This window comes from Qipengyuania sp. L-5Y (assembly GCF_056859455.1).
Genome location: NZ_JBSXOM010000026.1, coordinates 1 through 22,313, shown reverse-complemented (window position 1 = coordinate 22,313; position 22,313 = coordinate 1). Strand labels below are relative to the sequence as shown.

16 protein-coding genes and 1 pseudogene are annotated in these 22,313 nt (G+C 59.7%); 11 read left to right on the top strand and 6 right to left on the bottom strand.

The features are described from left to right. Positions 1-90 precede the first annotated feature (90 nt). On the top strand, positions 91-1,221 hold the full coding sequence (locus AC13F2_RS06100) for a glycosyltransferase family 4 protein (RefSeq protein WP_196847833.1): 1,131 nt from the start codon (positions 91-93) through the stop codon (positions 1,219-1,221). Between the two features lie 24 nt (positions 1,222-1,245). Continuing rightward, a complete protein-coding gene (locus AC13F2_RS06095; protein WP_482963966.1) occupies positions 1,246-3,408 on the top strand; it encodes an amylo-alpha-1,6-glucosidase in 2,163 nt (720 codons plus the stop codon). Positions 3,409-3,507: 99 nt separating this feature from the next. Here AC13F2_RS06095 and AC13F2_RS06090 read toward each other — a convergent pair whose 3' ends face one another. The 6 genes from AC13F2_RS06090 to AC13F2_RS06065 form a co-directional block, all read right to left on the bottom strand. Further along, on the bottom strand, positions 3,508-4,185 hold the full coding sequence (locus AC13F2_RS06090; protein ID WP_103024157.1) for a response regulator transcription factor: 678 nt from the start codon (positions 4,183-4,185) through the stop codon (positions 3,508-3,510). Positions 4,186-4,286: 101 nt separating this feature from the next. After that, on the bottom strand, positions 4,287-5,309 hold the full coding sequence (locus AC13F2_RS06085) for an aldo/keto reductase (RefSeq protein ID WP_482963967.1): 1,023 nt from the start codon (positions 5,307-5,309) through the stop codon (positions 4,287-4,289). A gap of 14 nt (positions 5,310-5,323) precedes the next feature. Further along, complete coding sequence (locus AC13F2_RS06080) at positions 5,324-6,067, bottom strand: SDR family NAD(P)-dependent oxidoreductase (RefSeq protein ID WP_482963968.1); 744 nt, start codon at positions 6,065-6,067, stop codon at positions 5,324-5,326. A gap of 10 nt (positions 6,068-6,077) precedes the next feature. Further along, positions 6,078-7,220, bottom strand: coding sequence for an acyl-CoA dehydrogenase family protein (locus AC13F2_RS06075; protein WP_482963969.1), 1,143 nt, complete (start codon positions 7,218-7,220; stop codon positions 6,078-6,080). A 14-nt stretch (positions 7,221-7,234) separates the two neighbouring features. Then, positions 7,235-8,212: an NAD(P)H-dependent flavin oxidoreductase gene (locus tag AC13F2_RS06070; protein ID WP_103024153.1), complete on the bottom strand. Its 978-nt coding sequence runs from the start codon at positions 8,210-8,212 to the stop codon at positions 7,235-7,237. A 57-nt stretch (positions 8,213-8,269) separates the two neighbouring features. Next, positions 8,270-8,860, bottom strand: coding sequence for a flavin reductase family protein (locus AC13F2_RS06065; RefSeq protein ID WP_222827909.1), 591 nt, complete (start codon positions 8,858-8,860; stop codon positions 8,270-8,272). Positions 8,861-9,080: 220 nt separating this feature from the next. Here AC13F2_RS06065 and AC13F2_RS06060 point away from each other — a divergent pair, with 220 nt between their 5' ends. The 9 genes and pseudogenes from AC13F2_RS06060 to AC13F2_RS06020 all read left to right on the top strand — a co-directional run. Next, positions 9,081-12,101 (top strand): TonB-dependent receptor, encoded by a 3,021-nt coding sequence (locus AC13F2_RS06060; protein WP_375246764.1) that lies wholly within the window; start codon positions 9,081-9,083, stop codon positions 12,099-12,101. Positions 12,102-12,211: 110 nt separating this feature from the next. Beyond that, positions 12,212-13,765, top strand: a complete 1,554-nt coding sequence (locus tag AC13F2_RS06055; protein ID WP_482963970.1) for a tryptophan halogenase family protein — start codon at positions 12,212-12,214, stop codon at positions 13,763-13,765. Continuing rightward, positions 13,762-14,481: a SapC family protein gene (locus tag AC13F2_RS06050; protein ID WP_482963971.1), complete on the top strand. Its 720-nt coding sequence runs from the start codon at positions 13,762-13,764 to the stop codon at positions 14,479-14,481. The genes AC13F2_RS06055 and AC13F2_RS06050 overlap by 4 nt, the downstream gene beginning before the upstream one ends. Next, entirely contained in the window at positions 14,474-15,505 is a 1,032-nt protein-coding gene (locus AC13F2_RS06045; RefSeq protein WP_482963972.1) for a cupin-like domain-containing protein, read from the top strand. The genes AC13F2_RS06050 and AC13F2_RS06045 overlap by 8 nt, the downstream gene beginning before the upstream one ends. Further along, entirely contained in the window at positions 15,502-17,004 is a 1,503-nt protein-coding gene (locus AC13F2_RS06040; RefSeq protein WP_482963973.1) for a tryptophan halogenase family protein, read from the top strand. The genes AC13F2_RS06045 and AC13F2_RS06040 overlap by 4 nt, the downstream gene beginning before the upstream one ends. 64 nt (positions 17,005-17,068) lie before the next feature. Beyond that, positions 17,069-18,130: a LacI family DNA-binding transcriptional regulator gene (locus AC13F2_RS06035; protein WP_482963974.1), complete on the top strand. Its 1,062-nt coding sequence runs from the start codon at positions 17,069-17,071 to the stop codon at positions 18,128-18,130. Then, on the top strand, positions 18,123-19,307 hold the full coding sequence (locus AC13F2_RS06030) for an MFS transporter (protein WP_482963975.1): 1,185 nt from the start codon (positions 18,123-18,125) through the stop codon (positions 19,305-19,307). Before AC13F2_RS06035 ends, AC13F2_RS06030 begins: the two co-directional genes overlap by 8 nt. Before the next feature lie 82 nt (positions 19,308-19,389). Continuing rightward, a complete protein-coding gene (locus AC13F2_RS06025; RefSeq protein ID WP_482963976.1) occupies positions 19,390-21,792 on the top strand; it encodes a glycoside hydrolase family 3 protein in 2,403 nt (800 codons plus the stop codon). A gap of 110 nt (positions 21,793-21,902) precedes the next feature. Beyond that, a pseudogene (locus AC13F2_RS06020) lies at positions 21,903-22,313 on the top strand (glucose/galactose MFS transporter); the annotation flags it as partial.

The following is a 22,313-nucleotide window of genomic DNA, read 5'->3' as shown; positions in this document are numbered from 1 at the left end:
CCCTCCGCCCCTTCTATCGCTAAAAGCCGGGAGCCGCGAGCTGGAATGTCGGAATTTCCGTTTGGACTGTGACGCTTTGAAAGGGTCTTCATGCGCATAGCCCAAATCGCTCCGCTTGCGGAAAGTTGCCCCCCAAAATTATACGGTGGAACCGAAAGGATCGTGCACTTCCTGACCGAAGAACTGGTCAGCATGGGGCATGATGTCACCCTTTTCGCCTCGGGCGATTCCCGGACCAGCGCCGAGTTGGTGCCGTGCGTCCCTCAGGCGCTCAGGCTGGTCGACGGGGCGCAGAACCTCGTGCCGCATCATCTCAGCATGGTGGAACGCGTGCGGCGGCGGCTCAGCGATTTCGACATCGTACATTTTCACATCGACCTGTTTCACTATCCCGCCATCCTCACCTGGGACACGCCGACGGTCACGACGTTGCATGGGCGGCTGGACATTCCGGACCTGCAGACCTGCTATCGTACATTCTCGCAGGTTCCTCTCGTTTCCATCTCGCAGAACCAGCGTATGCCGATGCCCCCGGTAAACTGGATCGACACCGTCTATCACGGTCTCCCGGACCAGATGCTGCCCTACGACAAGGACGGCGGCGATTATCTGGTATTCCTCGGTCGTATTTCGCCGGAAAAGCGACCCGACCGGGCGATCGAGATAGCGGTGCGAAGCGGTCGGCCGCTCAAGATGGCGGCCAAGATCGACGCGGTGGACCAGGCCTATTGGGACGCGGAAATCCGCCCTCTGGTCGAAGCGCACGACAACATCGAATATATCGGCGAAGTGAACGAAGCGCAGAAGGCGGAATTGCTGGGCGGCGCAGGCGCGCTGCTGTTCCCGATCGACTGGCCCGAACCCTTCGGTCTGGTGATGATCGAAGCCATGTCCTGCGGCACGCCCGTTATCGCCTGGAGAAACGGCTCGGTACCCGAAGTGATGCAGGACAAGGTGAGCGGCCGGATCGTCGACACGATGGATGACGCCGTTGCAGCCGTGGACGAGGTGTTCGCTTTCGACCGGGCGAAGGTTCGGGACTATTTCGAACGACGCTTCACGGTCCGCCGCATGGCCGACGATTACGTGCAGATGTTCGAACAGCAGATCGCCAGGCACCAGAATTTGCGCGCCACCAATACCGTCGATGTCTTTCCGGATGCGCTGCGTCACGGTTCCTTCCGCGCAGCACCGCCGCCTGCGCTCGATACGGCTGCCTGAAGTGAAAAGGAGGGCAGATAAATCTTGTTAGAAAACGGTACGGTCGTTCTCGATGGGCAGCACCAGGTGCAATCATCGACGTCGATTCAGGAACAGGAACTTCGCGCCGTCAAGCACGGCGATTCCTTCGCGCTATTCGATACCCACGGCGACGTAGTCGGCGCCGAAGCCACGCCCGAAGGGGTCTACTTTCGCGATACGCGGCAACTTTCTTTCTGGCGCCTCACGATCTGCGGCACCTATCCCATGCTTCTGGGATCGGCGCTGGATGACCGGGTCGACGCCCTGATCGTCGATCTGACCAATTCCAGCCTGACCAACCGAACCGGCCAACGCATACCCAATGACGTCCTGCATTTCGGGCGGGTCAAGTTTCTGCACGAAGGCAGCGCGTTCGAACGGCTTTCGGTACGAAACTTTGACCAGTGTGCGCACAGTTTCAGCATCGAACTGACCCTGGGCGCGGATTTTCGCGACATGTTCGAAGTGCGCGGCGACAAGCGCGAGCGGCGCGGAACCCATGCCCAACCCCGCTGCACCCCGGATGGAGTCGAATATCGTTATACCGGGCTCGACGATATCGAGCGTCGGACCGCTATCAGTTTCGCTCCGAAGCCGGATTTCATCAGCGACCACAAGGTGCGTTTCGATGTGAGCCTTGCGCCGGGCGAGCGGAAGGTTTTTTACACCCAGATCGCCTTTACCGACCATGAGAACGAAAATCCCACGCGCGCATATCTCGAAGGTTACCGGGCACTGCGCCGGGGGCGCCGCGATGCGCTGGTCGGACGTCCCTCGATCGTCTCTTCCAATACCTCTTTCGATGCGATGATGGCGCGCAGCATCGCAGATGTGACGACGCTGACCACCCAGACGCCGCAGGGGCCTGCGGCATATGCCGGCATTCCATGGTATTGCACCCTGTTCGGGCGGGATTCCCTCGTGACCGCGCTGGAAATGCTCTGGTACGATCCTTCCCTGGCTCGTGGGACCCTGCTCCGGCTGGCCGAATTGCAGGCAGTTGCAGATGACCCGGCAGCCGATGCGGAGCCGGGTAAAATCCTGCACGAAACCAGGCTCAACGAAATGGCCAATACCGGCGAAGTTCCCTTTCGCCATTATTACGGCAGCGTCGATTCCACCCCCTTGTTCATCTTCCTTGCGGGCGAGTATTTTCGCCGCACGGGCGACAGGGAAAGCATCGAAACGCTGTGGCCCCACCTCGAGTCAGCTTGCGCATGGATCGAAAATGCAGGCGATCGCGATGGTGACGGCTTCTTCGAATATGGCCGTCGAAACCAGAATGGCTTGCGCAACCAGGGCTGGAAGGACAGCCACGATGCGATCTCTCATGCCGATGGAAGGCTGGCCGAAGGGCCGATCGCGCTCGTCGAAATGCAGGCCTATGTCTATGGCGCCTGGCGGGCCATGGCCGACATCTCGAAGGCCCGTGGCGACCGTGCGGCGGCAAGGGAATGGCGCGCAAAAGCATCCGATCTGAAGCAGCGCTTCAATGCCACATTTTTCGATGAGGAGCTTGGATGCTATATCCTTGCGCTCGATGGCGACAAGCAACCATGCCGCGTCGTGTCCTCCAATGCGGGCCATGCTCTCCTGACCGGTATTGCCACGCAGCGCCACGCGGAAGCGGTGGCGGCGCGTCTACTGGAGCCTGATTGCTTCTCCGGTTGGGGCATCAGGACGCTCGCGCGCGGGGAAAGCCGCTACAATCCGATAAGTTATCACAACGGTTCGATCTGGCCGCATGACAACGCCCTGATCGCAGCGGGTTTTTCCCGTTACGGCTTGCAGGATGCGGTCGCCAGGGTCTTCGGTGCCCTGTTCGAAGCGACCTTCTATTTCGACCAGCAGCGCTTTCCCGAACTGTTCTGCGGCTTCGGTCGCCGCCATGGCCGCGGCCCCACGCTCTACCCCGTGGCTTGCGCACCGCAGGCCTGGGCAAGCGGCGCGCCGATGTACATGATCCAGGCTGCGCTCGGGCTTAACGTTTGCGCGCCTGACGCAGTCCGGTTCGACAAGCCGAGCCTGCCCGCCTTTTTGTCCAACCTGTCGCTCGACGGGCTGGCCTGCGGCGAAGCGAGCGTCGATCTGGACGTCCAGCAGATCGGTCCGGCGACCAGCGTCTTCGTTCGCCGCGCAGGTAAGAACGTTAAAGTGGCAATTTGAATTTAATCGGTCAAAGCTGGTTCTTCAAAGCGCAGTCGGCGGGCAGTCTTCCCGTCGTCGCTCCGGAAATGCCTCACGTCGCTGGCTCACCAGCCCGCTTCATTCGTAGCTGTCGTAAACATAGCCCAGCGAACGGACGGTGCGTACCCGCTCGCCTGCCCCGACGATCCGCAGGGCGCGGCGCAGGCGACCGATCCAGACGTCCACGGTGCGCTCGTCGATCGGCGGTTCCTGTTTGCCGAGGGCTTCGATCAGATCGGTGCGGGTCAGCACGCGGTCGGGATGCTGGGCGAAGAAATGCAGAAGGCGGAATTCGTTCGGCCGCAGGTTCAGTGGTTGTCCCGCCCAGCGCGCCTGCAGGGCTGCAAGATCGACTAGTAGCGCGCCCAGTTCCAGCCGTTCGTTGATCCGCGGCTGCCCGATACCGCCCTGCAACGCCATGACCCGGTCCAGGATCGTTGTGCGATCGACCGGGCCGACCAGATAATCGTCCGCCCCGGCGCGCAGGGCGCGGCGTTTGTCGTCTGCATCATCCTGTTCGAGCACGATGGTGATATGCGCTTCGTCGAGACGCGGGTCTCCGCGCAGACGGCGACACATCTCCAGACCCGAAAGGTCTTCCATCACCCAGTCGACGAAAGCGCAGACCGGCCCTTCGACCAGCCGTCTCGGGCCATCGGAATACAGGCGGGCGAAAGCATAGCGCATCTCGCCATTTTCGAAATCGGGGAGCTCCCCTGCAATCGGATCGGTCAGGAAAATATTGATCGTGCGCACGCGGTTTTCATCCCACCCTGTCGGGGGTGCGATGGCGCACTCATGTGACTAGTTTGTGACCCGTTCGGCGCGATTGTAACACTTTGCGCCGGTTACGCTTCCTACGTGCCCGCGACCGATAGCGACCAGTTGCGCGGGACCGTGGTTTCGACGCCGACGGGGCTCTTGGGCAGATATGGCGCTTCAAGCCGCGCGACCTCGTCTTCGGTCAGGCCCAGATCCATGGCCGCAACTGCGGCGGCGATGTGTCCCGGCTTGGTCGCCCCGACGATCGGCGCCGTCACGCCCTTGGCGAAATGCCAGGCCAGCGCCACCGTCGCGCGAGAGACGCCGCGCTCCTCTGCAATTGCACCCACGGCCTCCACGATGGCGCGGTCCGCTTCTTCCTGCTGCCGGTACAGCGTCTTGCCGAAGCCGTCGGTTTCGCTGCGCACGGTGGTTTCGTCCCAGCTTCGCGCAAGCTTCCCGCGGGCCAGCGGGCTCCACGGAATGATGCCGACGCCCTGATCCGCGCATAGCGGCAGCATCTCGCGCTCTTCCTCGCGGTAGAGCAGATTGACGTGGTTCTGCATGGAGATGAAACGTGTCCAGCCATTCGCCCTGGCGACCTCCTGCGCCTTGGCGAATTGCCATGCCCACATGGACGACGCGCCGATATAGCGGGCCTTGCCCGCCTTCACGATGTCGTGGAGCGCCTCCATCGTTTCCTCGATCGGCGTGTCCTTGTCCCAGCGGTGGATCTGGAACAGGTCGACATAATCCATGTTCAACCGGGTCAGGCTGTCGTCGATTGCCTGCATCAGCGCCTTGCGCGAAAGGCCGCCGGCATTGGGCGCCTGCCGCCAGGGCATGAAGGCCTTGGTCGCCAGCACGATCTCGTCCCGCTTGGCAAATTCGGGCAGCAGCTTGCCGACCACTTCTTCCGATGCGCCGAGCGAATACATGTTCGCGGTATCGAAAAAATTGATCCCCGCTTCCATCGCCTCGCGAATGAAGGGACGCGACTGGTCCTGATCGAGCACCCAGTCCCCATGCCAGCCGCGGCTGGTATCGCCATAGCTCATGCAGCCGAGGCAGAGGCGCGAAACCTTGAGGCCCGAGGGGCCGAGATTGACGTATTCCATAATCTCTCTTCCTTTCAGGAAAGCGTCATGCCGCCATCCACGCGGATGGTCTGGCCGACGATGTAATCTGCAAGCGGCGAGGCGAGAAACAGTGCAGCGCCTGCCATGTCCTGCGGCGTGCCCATGCGGCCGGCGGGTATCCGCGCGACGGCACCTGCTACCCGCTCCTCGTTGTCGGTGGTGACCTTGGTGAGCTTGGTAGGCACCAGGCCGGGCGCGATACCGTTTACGCGAATGCCCTCGCCCGCCCATGCCTGCGCCAGACTGCCGACGAGGCTGACGGCTCCCGCCTTGCTCGCTGCATAGGCCGGGTTTCCGATCATCGCGTGATAGGCGCCCACCGAACTGACCACGATCAGCGATCCGCCGCGCTCGGCCAGCATGGGCCGCACCATGCGCGCGCAGTCCATCAGCGAATTGAGATTGACTGCCATCACCACGTCCCAGCCCTCGCGCTCGAACTCTTCGCGCCCGTACCGAACGGTACCCTGACACAGGACCACGACATCGAGTGTTCGGGGCAGTGTTCGGCTCAGATCATACGTATGATTGACATGCTTTGTGGCGTCGAAGCGATGGAAATGGAGGCCGCGAAGATCGCTGCCCTCCTCGGCCGCATACTCCTCCGCCGCGCGTGTGCCGGTGACATGGACATGCCCGCCGCGGCTTAGGAAGCCATGCGCAATGCCATTTCCGATACCACTCGACCCGCCGATGACGAGAATGGTTTTGCCCGTGAAATCAAGCGGTTCAGCCACTCTTCGCTCCTTAGATCGACCGGCTGATCACTTCCTTCATGATCTCGTTCGTGCCGCCGAAAATGCGCGTAACGCGCGCATCGCGCCACAGGCGGGCGATGGCGTATTCGTTCATGTACCCCGCCCCGCCATGCAGTTGCAGCGCCTTGTCGCAAGCCTCCCACTGCAAGTCCGTATGCCACAATTTCGCCGCGCTCGCCTCATCCGTCGTCAGCTCGCCGACGAGGTGTTTCCTGATCGCCCAGTCGAGATGCGCCCAGCCGACTTGCAGCTTGGCCTTGAGGTCTGCGAGGACGAATTTGGTGTTCTGGAATTCGAACACGGTCTTGCCGAAAGCTTTGCGATCCTTGGTGAATTTCACCGCTTCGTCGAAAGCGCGCTGTGCCGCCGCCTGTGCGCCGACAGCGATACCAAGGCGCTCCTGCGGAAGCTCTTCCATAAGGTGCACGAAGCCTCTTCCTTCGCCACCCAGTATATTGGTCATCGGCACGCGGCAGTCGTTGAAGAACAGCTCGGACGTATCCGCAGAATGCTGCCCGATCTTGTCGAGATTGCGCCCACGCTCGAAGCCCGGAGTGTCAGCGTCCACCAACACCAGCGTGGTGCCCCTCGCGCCCTGCGAGGGATCGGTCTTGGCGACGACGATGATCACATCGGCATTCTGCCCATTGGTGATATAAGTCTTGGACCCGTTGACGACCAGATGGTTGCCATCTTTGATCGCAGTCGTGCGAATGCCCTGCAGATCGCTCCCGGCCCCCGGTTCGGTCATGGCAATTGCGGAAATGACGTCGCCCGACACCATGCCAGGCAGATATTTGGCGCGCTGTTCATCCGTGCCGAGGCGTTCGATGTAATTGGCGGTGATGTCGTTCTGAAGGGTGAAGCCGGCCGAACTGCCGAGATAGGACAACTCCTCGCACAACACACAATTGAAGCCGAAATCGAGACCCAGGCCGCCATTCTCTTCCTTGACGGTCGGGCACAGCATCCCCGCCTCGCCCAAGGCCTTCCATGCTGAGCGGGGTACAATTCCCTCTTCCTCATGCTGGTCGAGATAGGGGGTCATGTGCTCCGCAAACACCTTGCGCACAGTATCGCGAAAGGCCTCGTGATCTTCGTTATACGCGGTGCGCTGGCTTGTATCGAGCATCGTCGTTCTCCCCTTCAGGCGGCCAGCAAGCCAGTGAGGCGCTGGCGGATCAGGCTCTCCGCTTCCGCCATGATGCCGTCGATCAGTTCCTTGCAGGTGGGAATATCGTCGATCAGTCCAGCCACCATGCCGCATGACCACGCGCCAGCGTCCATGTCTCCTTCGGTCATGATGCGCGGGTAGACCCCCGCCACTTCTTCGATGATGTCTTCGAATTTCAGATCCGCGCCCAGCTTCCGTTCTTTCTCCAGCAGCCGTTCGACAGCATCGTTGGTCATCACCCGCTCGGTATTGCGCAACGGCCGCATGACGAGGCGCGTGTCGAGCTCGCTCGCAGCAACAATCGCCTTTTTTACATTCTCATGCACCGGCGCTTCTTTCGTCGCGATGAAGCGCGTGCCCATGTTCATTCCGTCGGCACCCATGGCCAGGCTGGCGACGAGGCTGCGCGCATCGGCCATACCGCCACTGGCCACGAAGGGAATTTCCAGTTCGTCTGCCGCGCGCGGAAGCAGGATCATGTTCGGAATGTCGTCCTCGCCAGGGTGACCTCCGCATTCGAACCCGTCGACCGAAACAGCATCGCATCCGATCGACTGTGCCTTGAGGCTATGCCGCACGCTGGTGCATTTGTGGATCACCTTGACGCCTGCATCCTTGAAGAAGGGAAGCACCTGCTGCGGATTGTTGCCCGCGGTCTCGACGATTTTTACGCCGCCCTCGATGATGACCCGAACGAGCCCAGGGTAATCCGGGGCATTCACGGTGGGGAGAAATGTCAGATTCACACCGAAGGGCTTGTCCGTCATGTCTTTGCAGCGGGCTATTTCGTTGGCGAGCTTTTCGGGCGTGCCCTGTGTCAAACCCGTAATTATGCCGAGCCCACCGGCGTTCGAGACAGCCGCTGCCATCTCTGCCAAGCCAACGTAGTGCATCCCGCCCTGGATGATCGGGTGTTCGATTCCGAACATTTCAGTAATACGGGTTTTCATAGCCTGCATCTTCCCTAGTTGCTTTTCGCAACGGGTATCGGTGTGCAGCCGATGAGTCTAGCGCTTCGCCAAGGCTTCGAGAGCCTCGAGCAATTCCTTGCCGCTCGTCGTAAGGGAAAGCTCACCACCCAGCCTTTCGGCCAGGCCTTCCCTCTCCAGATCGTCACCGGTCGGCGAACGCATCACTCTTCCGTACTGGCCGCCGTGATAGATCAGCGGTTCGGCCTCACGCCGGTCGAAATCCACCACTTCGCCAAGAAAGATCGCATGATCGCCGCCTTCATATTCGAACCGCGCGCGGCAACCGAAACGTGCGGCATAGCCATTCAAGAGCGGCGCGCCTTCCGGCCCATCGGCACTATCCATGCCGGCGAACTTGTCTTCGCCCGGGCGCGCAAACCGGTCTGACATGGATTGCTGGTCTGCGGCAAGAACGTGAACCGCCCAGCTTTCGGCATCGCGAAATACCGGCAGTGAGCCCGACTTGAGCGACAGGCTCCACAGCACCATCGGGGGATCGAGGCTCACCGAATTAAAACTGTTCGCCGTCAGGCCGAAAGGCCGCCCTTCCGCGTCTCTCGCAGTCACGATCGTTACGCCGGTAACGAAGCTACCTAATGCGTCGCGGAAAGCCTTGGGTTCGAACATCGTCGCTCAGCTAACCTTGCACTGCCTCTTCGGCAACAGCTGAAGCCGATATCCGCGTAAATTCCATCCCATGAAAGCTGCAACATCTTTGCAACATTTCCGCCTTTTTCCAGCGCCGCCTTCCTAGAAGAATTGACCAAGTGAACGTTATCAAATAGGTGAACGTTCACATAAGAGTGTTTCGTGCGTGGCATGCGTACGAATTGGGAGGAGAATCAGCATGAATTTGAAGCGCAAGCCTTCGCTCGTCCAATTTCTGGCCGGCGCCTCGGTTGCCGCAATGGGCGCCAGCGCTCCGCTCGCCATGGCGCAGGATGCGACCGCTGGCGACGAAACTTCGGATGAAATTTCGCAAGACGAGGGCGATGTCATCATCGTTTCGGGCATTCGTGCCAGTTTGCAAGATGCGATGAATATCAAGCGCAATGCTGTCGGCGTGGTCGACGCGATCAGCGCTGAAGACATCGGTAAATTCCCCGATACGAACCTGGCTGAATCGCTCCAGCGCATCACCGGTGTTTCGATCGACCGTCAAAATGGCGAAGGTTCGCGAGTGACCGTCCGTGGTTTCGGACCGGATTTCAACCTCGTGCTTCTCAATGGTCGCCAGATGCCCGCCTCCACGCTGGGCGATTGCTGCTCTGCGCCGGCATCGCGTTCCTTCGATTTCGCGAACCTCGCATCTGAAGGCGTCGCGGGAGTGGAAGTTTACAAATCGGGGCGCGCGTCCCTGCCAACCGGCGGGATTGGCTCGGTCATCAATATCAAGACGCCGCGTCCTCTGGACCGTCCTGGCTTCCAGGGAAGCATCGGCGTCAAGGGTGTGCTGGACTACACGTTCGAGGACACGAAAATCACTCCGGAAGTTTCCGGCATCATCAGCAAGACCTTTGCAGACGATACAATCGGCGTTCTGGTGACCGGCTCATATCAGCGCCGCAAGGCGAGCCTGTCGCAATTCTCGGTCGGTGAATGGCGCGAAGGCTATCTCGCCACCGAAGGAAACTGGGGCTCGCTCGCGATGCCGGGCGACCCACGTTTCGATAACATCGAAAACCGTCCCGAAGGCGACGATATCTATCAGGTCCCGCAGAACGCGGCTTACGACTTTACCGACATCGATCGTGAACGCATCAACGGCCAGGCCGTGCTGCAATTCCAGCCATCCGACCAGTTCACGGCAACCCTCGACTATACATTCTCTCAGAACACCATCGATGCGCGTACCAGCAGTATCGGTGTATGGTTCAACCATGATCAAACCAGCAGTAGCTGGACCGACGGCCCGGTCGCTGGACCAAACTTCTATTCGGAAGTCTTCGCTCCGCCCGAGCCTGCCGTCGGCAATAACGGAAAAGATCTGGCAATCACCGGGGCTGTGGCGGCCAACCGCAACATCAATCATTCAATCGGCACCAATCTCGAATGGAATCATCCGAGCGGCATGCGGTGGGTGTTGGATGCGCACTATTCGACGGCTGAATCGAAGCCGACCTCCCCTTACGGCAGCAACGTCGCAGTGGGCACATCGATCTTCGGCGTGCAGAGCCAGACTGTCGATTTCACGACCGACCTGCCGGTGATCTCCGTTAACATGTATCCGGGATCGGAGATCGATGCCTCGAACATTCGTCCTTCCGGCAACGCATTCCGCAATGCCTATATGAAGGACCGGATCATCGAGGCGTCCCTGCGTGGTGGATATGACTTCGACGACAGCTTCATCGAAAGCCTCGACTTTGGAGTCACCTTCACCGATAACAAGGTTCGCACGGCTTACGGCTTCCTCCAGAATGAAACCTGGGGCGGAACGCTGAGCGCAGACGAAACGCCGGACGATTTCTTCACTCCGCGCAGCACGTCAGAAGACCTTCAAGGGATGAACGGCGCGGACAGTCCGAACATCATCCCTACCTATTACAATATCGCCACCGAACAACTGATCGATCTGCTCGAATCCAGCATCGGTATCTGTTCCGATCCGTTCGTAGGCGTTCCACTTGGGGAGGGATGTCTCGCCGAGTATTCGGTCGATCGTCGCCTGCGTGAAAAGACGCTCGCTCCGTTCGTCCAGTCGCTTCACACTTTCGACCTTATGGCGGACGAAGCGCATCTCCGTCTGGGATTGCGGTATGAAACAACCGACGTGAAGTCGTCGGCGCTCGTTCCCATTCCTACCGGTACCGAGCAGTCGTCTGAAAACGAAATCGCTGTTCGCTATGATGGCGGAGCAGCCGGGTTCACCACGTTTGCAGGCAAGTACAACAACTGGTTGCCTGCCGTCGATTTCGACATATCGCCGATCAACGATGTCGTGCTCCGGGCATCATATAGCCATACGATTACGCGGCCGGACTATGCCAGCCTGAATGGCGGGCTGACCGTGAACTCGCCGGCTCGTCCCAATGGTGGCAGCACCGGCGGTTCGGGCAACCCGAACCTGCTTCCGTACAAATCGAAGAACATCGACCTTTCGGCTGAATGGTTCTATGCCCCGGCAAGCTACGTTTCCGTGGGCTATTTCCGGAAAAGCGTCAGCAACTTCATCGCTAACGCGACAACGCAGACCACAGCCTTCGGTCTGACGAACCCCAGCCAGGGAGCCGTTGCTCAAGCAGCTCGCGCAGCTTTGGGCGACGACGCTACCTTTGCTGAAATTCTGGCTTATGCCGCTGCGAACAATCCAGAAGTGGTGACGTTCGACGCCGATGGCGACCCGGTTGGTCTGCTGGGCCAGCCTGGCGATCCGGAACTGGTGTTTACACTGACCCAGCCCTTCAACAGCGATCAGTCGGCGACTCTCGACGGTTTCGAATTCGCAGTGCAGCATAGCTTTTGGGAGACGGGCTTCGGCGTTATCCTGAACTATACGATCGTGAAGAGCGACACGGACTACGACAACACCCTGCGCTACACCGAGCCTCAGTTCGCTGTGACAGGCGTGTCGGATAGCGCCAACGCTGTCCTGTATTATGACAAGGGTGGCCTCCAGGCCCGCGTAGCTTACAACTGGCGCGACGAATTCCTGTCCGGATACGGCTTCGATCCGTTCTATGTCGAAGCCTACGGTCAAGTCGACGCCAGCGCGAGCTACGAGTTCAGCAATGGCGTGACGATTTTCGGTGAGGCGATCAACTTGCTCAATGAAGATCGCCGCGGTCATCGCCGCGCCGATCAGGCGGTTTACTTTGCCGCTCCGGGCCACGCCCGCTATACCGCTGGCCTGCGCTTTACGTGGTAATCGAAAGCGGAGGCGACGTCCTTCGTATTCGAATGTTAGGAGAGCCGCACTGCCAGCAAGCAGTGCGGCTCTTTTGGCACCGCAGATAAGCAAGGTTATGGACCAGATGGATGTCAGACGAATTTATTAATCTGGTGATTGTAGGCGGGGGAACGGCCGGATGGCTGTCCGCTTGCATCCTGGCTGCCAGGCGGCCGGAACTCGCAATTACTTTGATCGAAGCGCCGGACATCCCGACGGTCGGTGTGGGCGAGGGAAGCTGGCCAACGCTACGCGAGACATTGGCCGTTATCGGGATCGATGAGACCGAGTTCCTCACGGAATGCGACGCTTCGTTCAAGCAAGGCTCCCGCTTCGACGGATGGGTCGATGGCTCCGAGCGCGACTGCTATTACCATCCCTTCTCCGCCCCGCTTTCGGGCTCCATGCCGGACATTCTGACGGCCTGGAAGATGCAGAATGACGGGCAACCCTATGCCGAGGCGGTGAGCCCGCAAGGCGCAATCTGCAACCGCGACCTCGCCCCCCGGCAGCGAACTATGCCTCCCTTCGCCGGAGCGCTCAATTACGGCTACCACCTCGACGCAGGCAAGTTCGGCGCATTGCTTGCCAGTCACGCTGTAAAAAGGCTTGGTGTTCGTCATGTGCATGGGAAGGTGAAGCGTACCGAGCGGGGAGTAGATGGGCTATTTACTCGGTTGCTGCTTGATAATGGCTCAGCAATCGAGGGCGACTTCTTTATCGATTGCACCGGAATGGCCAGCAAGTTGATGGGCGAGGAACTCGGGATTGGCTGGGTCGACCGGTCCGACGTTTCGTTCAACGATCGCGCTCTTGCAGTTCAGGTCCCAGTCGTGCCTGATAGCGCGATCGCATCACAAACAATCGGCACGGCGCATCGGGCCGGTTGGTTATGGGATATCGGCTTGCCGACCCGCCGCGGTGTGGGCTGTGTCTACTCGTCTCGTTTTCTCTCAGATGACGAGGCCCAAGCCATTTTGATGAACTATGTCGGTGCCAAGATAGCCGGCGCCGAGCAGGCGGCTCTTACTCCGCGCGGGCTCAAGTTCTCCACCGGCTATCGCGAGAAGTTCTGGGCAGGCAACTGCTTGGCAATTGGTCTTTCGGCAGGGTTTATCGAACCGCTCGAAGCGTCGGCCATCGTACTGATCGAATTGTCGCTGAAAGCCTTGGCCGACGGCTATCCGCAAAGCCGCGCAGCGCTTCCCCGGCTCGCAGATCGCTTCAACAGCCTGTTCCGTTATCGCTGGGAGCGGATCGTGGACTTTCTCAAGCTCCACTATGTTCTCAGTACCCGGACGGAACCATATTGGCAGGCTCACCGCGATCCCGCTACCATACCCTCCTCCCTTGCTGCCCACCTCGATCTGTGGCGTGATCATGCGCCATCCAGCGGCGACTTCCCACAGATCGACGAGATTTTCTCAGCGGCGAGCCACCAATATGTGCTTTACGGCATGCGTTTCCCGCAGCCAGCGGACATCAGCAGTGCGCCGAGCAGCGAGGTACAACGACAGTTCGCGAAGGTCGCCGAACGTAGTCGTGCGCTAAGCGCGGCGCTGCCTTCCAACCGGGCCTATTTCAATGCACTGTGCTCATCGATGGACAAGAATTCGGCACGAGGGGTACCGACCAGACAATGACTAACCACGAAGTTCTGAACACTGCCGATCATGCGGAACTGCGCGTGCGTACCGAAGCAGGCAGTACGCTCGGCGATGCTGTCATGGTCGCTCTGGTTGTTCCTCAGGAGTTTCGGCAAGTTCAGGCGCATTATCCGATTGTGTTCCGCCGCGATGCGGAAAGCGACGAGTTCAGTGCGTTAGCCCTCTTCGGTTTTGAAAATGGCGAGAACCTGTTCCTTGGCGAGGATGCCTGGGACGCCCGGTACATCCCGCTATCAATCTCCGTCCGCCCTTTTCTCATAGGTCGCAGTCGGGATGAGGGCGGTGACGCGCAGGTTCACATCGATATGGACCATCCCCGCATAGCAATCGGCGAGGAAGGAACGCGGGTTTTCGACGAGCACGGACAGGCGACGCCTTTACTGGATGATATGTCGGAAAAGCTGGGTTTGCTCCACGCTGGCTATGAAACGTCCAAACACTTCTTTGAAGCGCTGGCGCGATATGACTTGCTCGAACCGTTCGTCTTTGAGGTGCCTCTTTCAAACGGATCGAAACAGTCGCTTGTCGGCTTCCACATGATAAATGAAGATAAGCTGCGTTCGATGGACGCCGATGCGCTTGGAGCACTTCAAGCCGACGGATATCTGATGCCGATATTCATGGCTGTCGCATCTCTCTCCAACCTGACCGAACTGGTCGTCCGGAAGAATGCAAAGGAGGATCGTGGCTGAAGCCGCTCCCTCTATTTTCGCGCAGATGGAGCACGTCGAGAGCCGCGAGGTGCCAGACGCTGCCGCGCTTTCGGCCCTGCTTGACGACGACCCGCAACCATTTGTCGTGCGAGGGCTGGTAAAGGATTGGCCTCTCGTAACGTGCGGGCTGAACTCTGCGCACGAGGCGCGGGAATACCTGCTCGAACGGGCCCGTCCCGTTCCGTTCATGGTCACGATCGGACAACCTGGGCGTGACGGTCGCCTGTTCTACGATGACGATTTCGAGATGAACTTCCGCACCGCACGTGGGAAGTTACCTGATATTTTCCGCGGCTTTGACGACAACGAAGGTCGCTCGGACGCTCCTGCGATCTATCTCACGTCGGTCGACATGAAGCTATTTTTCGACGGTCTCGTTGAAGACAACCTGTCGCCAGTCGATGACCGCGACCCGCTCCACAGCATTTGGATAGGCACCGCCACGAGAATTGCCGCCCACAACGACTTCCCGCGCAACCTTGCGTGTTGCGCAGTTGGTCGGCGACGGTTTACCATCTTTCCGCCTGAGCAGTTTGAGAACCTCTACGTCGGTCCACTTGAAAACACACCCGCAGGGCGGGCGGTCAGCATGGTGGATTTTCACGCGCCCGATTTCGATGCTCATCCTCGGTTCGCAGAAGCTTTAAGATATGCTCAAGTCGTCGAACTTGAACCTGGCGATGCAGTCTACATCCCCTCGATGTGGTGGCATCATGTAGAGGGCCTCGACCCATTCAATGTTCTGGTGAATTATTGGTGGCGCGATACGCCCGCGTTCCTGGGTCAGCCACAAGAGGCCCTTAACCACGCAATTCTCGCCATCCGGGATCTGCCACGCGAAGAACGGAATTTCTGGCGGAAGTTGTTCGATCATTATGTGTTCGAGAATCCCGCCGAAGTAACAGATCACATACCCGAACAAGCCCGAGGCATCTTGTCGCCGCTGACATCCAGAACAGCTGGTCAGATCCGGGCGTTTCTTTTGAGGACCCTCAATCGATGAGCAGCGACTATAAGCCCCGGCGCATTGTAGTGGCTGGCGGCGGCACCGCAGGCTGGATGACTGCGGCCGCGCTGGCAAAAACGATGGGAGAAGCGATTGATCTGACACTCGTCGAAAGCGATGCGATCGGAACAGTCGGAGTGGGCGAAGCAACCATCCCACCACTTATCAACTTCAACCGTCTGCTTGGCATCAACGAAGCCGAGTTCATGCGCGAGACGCAGGCGACGTTCAAACTCGGCATCGAGTTCGAGAACTGGAAGCGCGACGGCGAGAAATACTTCCATTCTTTCGGTTCAACAGGACGCGATCACTGGTCGGCTGGATTCCAGCATTTCTGGGGCGAAGGGCTGCTGCGCGGGCACGACTACAGTTATGATGACTATTGCCTCGAACTGTGCGCGGCATATGCCGGAAAGTTCGCGCATTTGCCCGACAACCGATTGAACTATGCCTATCACCTCAATGCGACCGCCTACGCCGCCTTCCTTCGCCGGATTGCCGAAGGTGCCGGCGCGAGCAGAGTTGAAGGAAAGATTGCGCACGTCGAACTCGACGGTGAAAGCGGGAATATCGCTGCGATCGGCTTGGAGAACGGACAGCGGTTGGAAGGCGATATTTTCGTCGACTGTACTGGTTTCCGAAGCTTGCTAATCGAAGGTGCGCTGCACGTTGGCTACGATGATTGGTCTCATCACCTGCCGTGCGACAGCGCGATTGCCGTGCAGACGGAATTATCTGCGTCTCCCGTGCCCTACACACGCGCTATCGCGCACGATGCGGGATGGCAGTGGCGCATTCCATTGCAGCACCGCGGCGGCAATGGAATTGTCTATTGTAGTCGATACTTGTCCAAAGATGCCGCACATGATCGACTGATGTCGACCCTCGAAGGCAAGGCGATCAGCGAACCTCGTGCAATCCCGTTCACCACCGGAGCCAGGCGCAAGCAGTGGCATCGCAATTGCATCGCCATCGGGCTTTCTTCAGGTTTTCTCGAACCGCTGGAATCGACGAGCATCCACTTGATCCAGCGTGCAGTGATCCGCCTCCTGCGCATGATGCCTGCCGGCGAGGTGAGTGAACGCGACATCGCCGAATTCAATGATCAGCAACTTACCGATATGATACAGGTCCGCGACTTCCTGATCCTGCATTACAAAGCCACCGACAGGCGCGACAGCACGTTCTGGCGTCAATGCGCAACGATGGACATTCCCGATAGCCTTACCCAGAAGATGGAACTGTTCCGCGAAACCGGGCGCGTGTTCCGCAAAAACGACGAGCTCTTTGTCGAGAACAGCTGGGTTCAGGTGATGCTCGGCCAAGGCATCCTGCCTCAGGCTTTTCATCCTGTGGCGAAGAAAATGAGCGACGAGGAACTTTCGAAGTTTCTCGAGATGCTCCGCACCAATGTTGCGCGTACGGTGCAAGGTCTCCCTGCCCATCACACCTATGTCGCGCAATTTTGCGGGGTAAAAGAGGTCGCTGCTGCCTGAAAGCAGCCTTCCAACTCACGCGGCGTCGTATTAGCCAGAAAATACTCGAGGGGTTACCGATAACATGGGCCGGCGGCGTCAATCAGTCACCATCAAACACGTTGCAGCGGATGCAGGAGTGTCCCTGCAGACGGTCAGTCGCGTCATCAATAACGAGCCAAATGTACGGCCTGCCATGAAGGCAAAGGTTCAGGCCAGTATCGAAAAGCTCGGCTATGTTCCGTCGATCGCCGCCCAGCGAATGAGCGGGTCGCGTTCCTATCTGATTCTGGCCATCAACGACCGAGACCGCACCATTGCGGACTGGAAAGCGCGTGACGGGCGGGACTGGGTGGACCAGATGCTGTTAGGCGGCATGCTGACTGCTGCAGAGCTCGGCTATCGAATGATTTTCGAACTGGTCGATACGCATAGCGACCATGTCGAACGCGAACTCGGCGCGGCCATTGCCGCCTTGCAGCCGGACGGGGTGATAGTCACGCCGCCGCACTCGGAGAACGCGCAGATCACAGGCTTGCTGGCGGAAAGCGGTATCCCGTTCGCCCGGATCGGCTCCAAGGAGGCTGGCCCCGGCATCGCCATGACCATGGGCGACGAACTGCTGGCCGGCAAGGCGACCGACCACCTGATCGAACTCGGTCATACGCGCATCGGCTTTATTTCCGGACCCGCCGAATACAGCCTGACGAACTGGCGTGTCGATGGCTGGCGCGAGGCTATGGCCAATGCCGAATTCGATTGCGATGGCCTTCTCGAACGAGGGGATTTCGGTTTCGAGAGCGGACTTGCCGCAGCGCGCGCTCTGCTCGATGGGGATATCAAGCCGACGGCAATTATCGCCAGTAGCGATCAGATGGCTCTGGCCACGCTCGAAGCCGCAAAGGAACGCGGGCTCAACGTACCCAAAGATCTTTCCGTCATAAGCTTCGACAACACGCCGATCGTTCGCTTCAGCAACCCACCGCTGACTGCGCTGGACCAACCGATTTCGGCCACCGCAGCGCGAGCGGTCGAGCTGTTGATCGACGTTAAGAAAAATGGCCATCCCTCCGAACCGGTGGTCCTCGAGGGTGAACTGGTCGTGCGCGGCTCCACTGCGCGCGTGGCTGCAGGTGCTCGTGCCTGAAGATTTCAAACAGGGACAGCCAGCTCGCTTCCTTTGGCTGTATGCCTTGGCAGCCGCTGGCGGAGCTGTGGCCTATGTGCCGTTTCTGACCATCATGCTCCCCCTGCGAATGAACGCCATTGCCGAAGGCCAGGAGATACAATCGCTTGCCTACGCCGCCTTTGCCGGGGCGATCGCGGCGAGCATCACCAACATCGCCTTCGGCTGGATCAGCGATCGAACCGGGGTGCGCCGCCCGTGGATAGCCGGCGGACTCGTCTTGTCCTCGCTCCTGCTGGTTTCGATGCAATTCATGCAAACCGTGCCAGCACTCGTGGCAATGATCGTCATTTGGCAATGCGCATTGAACATGATGCTCGCCCCCCTTGCCGCTTGGGCCGGGGACTGTGTTCCCGACCATCAAAAAGGGTTGCTCGGGGGTCTGCTCGCCCTGTCACCGGCCCTTGGGGCATTGTCCGGCGCATTGGTGACAGTTCCCGGTCTGGCCGCACAGGACACGCGCCTGGTGCTGGTCGCAATTCTCGTTGCCCTTATGGTCGGCCCAGCTCTACTCTTTGCCCGCCCCTTGCCCATGCCGCAACTCATGCAGAAGCCGGAGACAGAAGAGGCAGTCGCCTCGCAGCCGCACACTACGGTCGCCCGCATGTGGCTGGCCCGCCTGCTGGTGCAGATTGCCGAGGCGGCTCTCTTTGCGTTTCTGCTGTTCTGGTTCATCGCCATTGATGAGACGACTACCGACAATGACACGGCCACGATCTTCAGCCTCGTCCTCGGTATATCGGTGCCGCTTGCGATGTTTGTGGGTCGCTGGTCCGATCGTAGCCAACGGCCGATCTTGCCCCTGGTCCTTGGAGCCGGCGTAGGGAGCCTCGGCCTCCTGATCATGGCCTTTTCCGACAGCATGGCCGTAGCGGTCGTTGGCTATGTCGTATTCGGCCTCTCGACCAGCATCTTCCTTGCTCTGCATTCCAGCCAGACGCTGCGAGTACTTCCCAGACCGCGAACCCGCGGAAGGGATCTGGGCCTGTTCAATCTGACCAACACCGTGCCGTCCCTGATAATGCCCTGGCTCACTCTTGCTCTCGTACCGGTGTTCGGCTTCGCGGCTCTCTTCATGCTGCTTGCAGCGCTCTGTATGATCGCCTGCGTCCTGTTGATCACTCTTCCCCGCGCCTAGCTGCTTGACCTTCCATTCGGCCCGTGCCAGTTCCTCAATTGATAACGTTCCCAAACAAATCGGGATCGCGAGGGGATAGATTATGAAAGCGTTCTTGTGGGCCTCCGCTGCCTGTGTTGCTCTGGCTGGATGCACCGTGCCGCAATCCGGTGTTGAAAATCTTCCGGTGGCTCAAGCCACGGACACGAGCGAAGATGCCCGCATAGCAGACCTGATTTCGCGCATGAGCGTCGAACGCAAGGTTGCTCAGCTGATACAACCCCAGATCAACAGTTTCACCGCAGAAGACATGCGCCGCTATCGGTTCGGCAGCTATCTGAATGGCGGCAATGGCGGGCCTTATGGCAACGAATACGCCGAAGCGAGTGAATGGCTCAAACTCGCTGACGAGATGTATCTTGCCTCCGTCGAGCCGATGCCAGGCGGCGAACCTGTCATTCCGACCATGTGGGGCACCGATGCCGTTCATGGCCATACCAATATAATCCGCGCCACGATCTTCCCTCACAACATTGCGCTCGGCGCCACGCGCGATGCCGACCTCGTTCGCCGCGTCGGCGAAGCGACCGCAGTGGAAATCGAGGTCACCGGGATCGACTGGAACTTCTCTCCCACGATCGCCGTCGCTCAGGATGACCGGTGGGGTCGCACCTACGAAAGCTACTCCGAGGATCCGGCAATCGTCGCGCCCCTGGGCGCAGCGCTGGTCGAAGGCCTCCAGGGTCGCAAGGGCGACCCGAACCGTCTCGGCGCGGGGCATGTGATTGCTACGGCGAAACACTTTTTCGGTGATGGCGGCACCGATCAGGGTGTAGATCAGGGTGAAGTCACCGGCGATATCGAAGCGTTGAAGGGGATCCACGCCGCGCCCTACCCGGCAGCCATCGCTGCCGGTGTGGAAACGATCATGGCCAGCTTCAATTCGATCAACGGCGAAAAGATGCATGGCAACAAGTCGCTGCTGACCGATGTCCTGCGCGGCGAACTCGGCTTCGATGGGCTCGTCGTCGGCGATTGGAATGGCCATGGCCAGGTCGCAGGTTGCACCAACACCGATTGCCCGCAGTCGCTGCTGGCCGGTCTGGACATCTACATGGTTCCCGACGACTGGAAGGGCCTGCTCGAAACCACCGTGGCGCAGGTCAAGGACGGCACGATCCCGATGGCCCGGCTTGACGAGGCGGTTACCCGCATCCTGCGTGTTAAAATGAGGGCAGGTCTGCTTGGGGACATGGTTCAGCCGTCCAAGCGGCCAAATGCCGGCGATTATGCTCTGCTTGGCTCTGCCGATCATCGTGCAATCGCCCGCGAAGCCGTCGCGAAGTCGCAGGTCGTGCTGAAGAACAACGGGATCCTGCCGCTCAAGAACGGCGCGAACATTCTGGTCGCGGGCAGCGCGGCAGACGATATCGCTCGGGCTTCGGGCGGTTGGACGCTCACCTGGCAGGGCGGAGGCGATCTCGACAACAGCTATTTCCCCGGCGCCACTTCGATCTGGAAGGGCCTGGAAACGGCCGTGAAGGAAGGCGGCGGCAGCGCTACGTTATCGCCGGACGGCCAGTACTCCTCCAAGCCCGATGCCGCTGTCGTCGTCTTCGGCGAGGAACCTTACGCCGAATTTGCAGGGGACCGTAAACACCTCGGCTTCACGGATGAGGAAGGCCTAGGTCTGCTGCGTAAGTTCAAGGCGGAAGGCGTGCCTACGGTGGCCGTGTTCCTTTCCGGTCGTCCGATGTGGGTAAACCGCGAAATGAATGCGGCTGACGCTTTCGTCGCATCTTGGCTGCCGGGGAGCGAAGGCGCAGGTGTCGCCGATGTTTTGACAGGCGCGACGCCTGCTACAGGCAAGCTGGGCTTCAGCTGGCCTGCGACCTGTGACTTCGGGCCCCTCAACGGTCCTGATGGTGCGCTATTCCCGGTGGGCTATGGTCGTGCTCTTGCCGACACCTCTCCGACCGCACAGCTTGATGAAGATTGCGCGCCTCTCCTGGCCGGGCCGACGCGTGCATTGTTTGAAGCAGGGCGGCTGGCCGACGGCACATTCGCCTTTGCGGTCAAGCCCAATGTCGAAGGCGAAGGCGAATATCTCGCCCAGATGCGCGGAGACCTGACCGACGCTGGAGTGACGGTGCGCGGATATGACCGTGACGCCCAGGAAGATGCGCGGGAAGTCTATATGCGTGCCGGCTCGCGCTTCGGTCTCAGGCAGGATCGCGACAGCGGCGGGGCCTATCGCATTGCTTACGAGGTCGTCACACGCCCGGCCGCACCGGTCGCCCTGCGCGTGGGTGAAGATGCGGTGGTGAACCTGACTGACCATTTCGCTCTCGCACTGGGCAAGGGGTGGCGCGAGATGTTGATTACCGATGCCTGCGCGCCGGGCCTCGGCAATCGCATCCGTTTTGAGACCGAAGGCGACATTACGTTCCGGATCTCGAGCATCACACGTGAAGATGTCGCAGAAGGCACCCCTTGCTCGTTCTGAGGAAACGAAATCGTATTCACTTTGTGTAGTGCCGAAAGACTGGCAAACAGCGCAAAGATAAGATCAATGTCGGGCGTCATTGAGCCCCGACACCTGGGAGGAATGTAGAGATGGCACTGGCCCCTGATGTTGCAGCGCGCACGGATCCTGCGGCGGTTGTCGAGGATGGTGAAGGGATCAAGGCGCCGGGTCTCAACTATTTCGTCTTCGGCCTGTTCTTCATCTTCGGCGGCATCACGTCCCTGAACGATGTCATCATCCCCAAGCTGAAGGAGCTGTTCACGCTCAACTACACGCAGGCCATGCTGGTGCAGTTCTGCTTCTTCGCCGCCTATCTCGTGATCGGCATCCCGGGGGCCAAACTGGTCAAGAAGCTGGGTTACATGCGCGGCGCGGTGGCCGGCCTTTTGACCATGATGGTCGGCTGCCTGATGTTCATTCCCGCCAGCCAGAACGCCACCTACTGGGTGTTCCTGCTTGCCCTGTTCGTCCTCGCCAGCGGCGTGGTGATCGTCCAGGTC

Excerpts from the sequence above, each read along its gene's own strand:
- AC13F2_RS06100 (WP_196847833.1), top strand. The coding sequence starts at position 91 with ATGCGCATAGCCCAAATCGCTCCGCTTGCGGAAAGTTGCCCCCCAAAA.
- AC13F2_RS06085 (WP_482963967.1), bottom strand. The coding sequence starts at position 5,309 with ATGGAATACGTCAATCTCGGCCCCTCGGGCCTCAAGGTTTCGCGCCTC.
- AC13F2_RS06075 (WP_482963969.1), bottom strand. The coding sequence starts at position 7,220 with ATGCTCGATACAAGCCAGCGCACCGCGTATAACGAAGATCACGAGGCC.
- AC13F2_RS06070 (WP_103024153.1), bottom strand. The coding sequence starts at position 8,212 with ATGAAAACCCGTATTACTGAAATGTTCGGAATCGAACACCCGATCATC.
- AC13F2_RS06065 (WP_222827909.1), bottom strand. The coding sequence starts at position 8,860 with ATGTTCGAACCCAAGGCTTTCCGCGACGCATTAGGTAGCTTCGTTACC.
- AC13F2_RS06060 (WP_375246764.1), top strand. The coding sequence starts at position 9,081 with ATGAATTTGAAGCGCAAGCCTTCGCTCGTCCAATTTCTGGCCGGCGCC.
- AC13F2_RS06055 (WP_482963970.1), top strand. The coding sequence starts at position 12,212 with ATGTCAGACGAATTTATTAATCTGGTGATTGTAGGCGGGGGAACGGCC.
- AC13F2_RS06050 (WP_482963971.1), top strand. The coding sequence starts at position 13,762 with ATGACTAACCACGAAGTTCTGAACACTGCCGATCATGCGGAACTGCGC.
- AC13F2_RS06040 (WP_482963973.1), top strand. The coding sequence starts at position 15,502 with ATGAGCAGCGACTATAAGCCCCGGCGCATTGTAGTGGCTGGCGGCGGC.
- AC13F2_RS06035 (WP_482963974.1), top strand. The coding sequence starts at position 17,069 with ATGGGCCGGCGGCGTCAATCAGTCACCATCAAACACGTTGCAGCGGAT.
- AC13F2_RS06025 (WP_482963976.1), top strand. The coding sequence starts at position 19,390 with ATGAAAGCGTTCTTGTGGGCCTCCGCTGCCTGTGTTGCTCTGGCTGGA.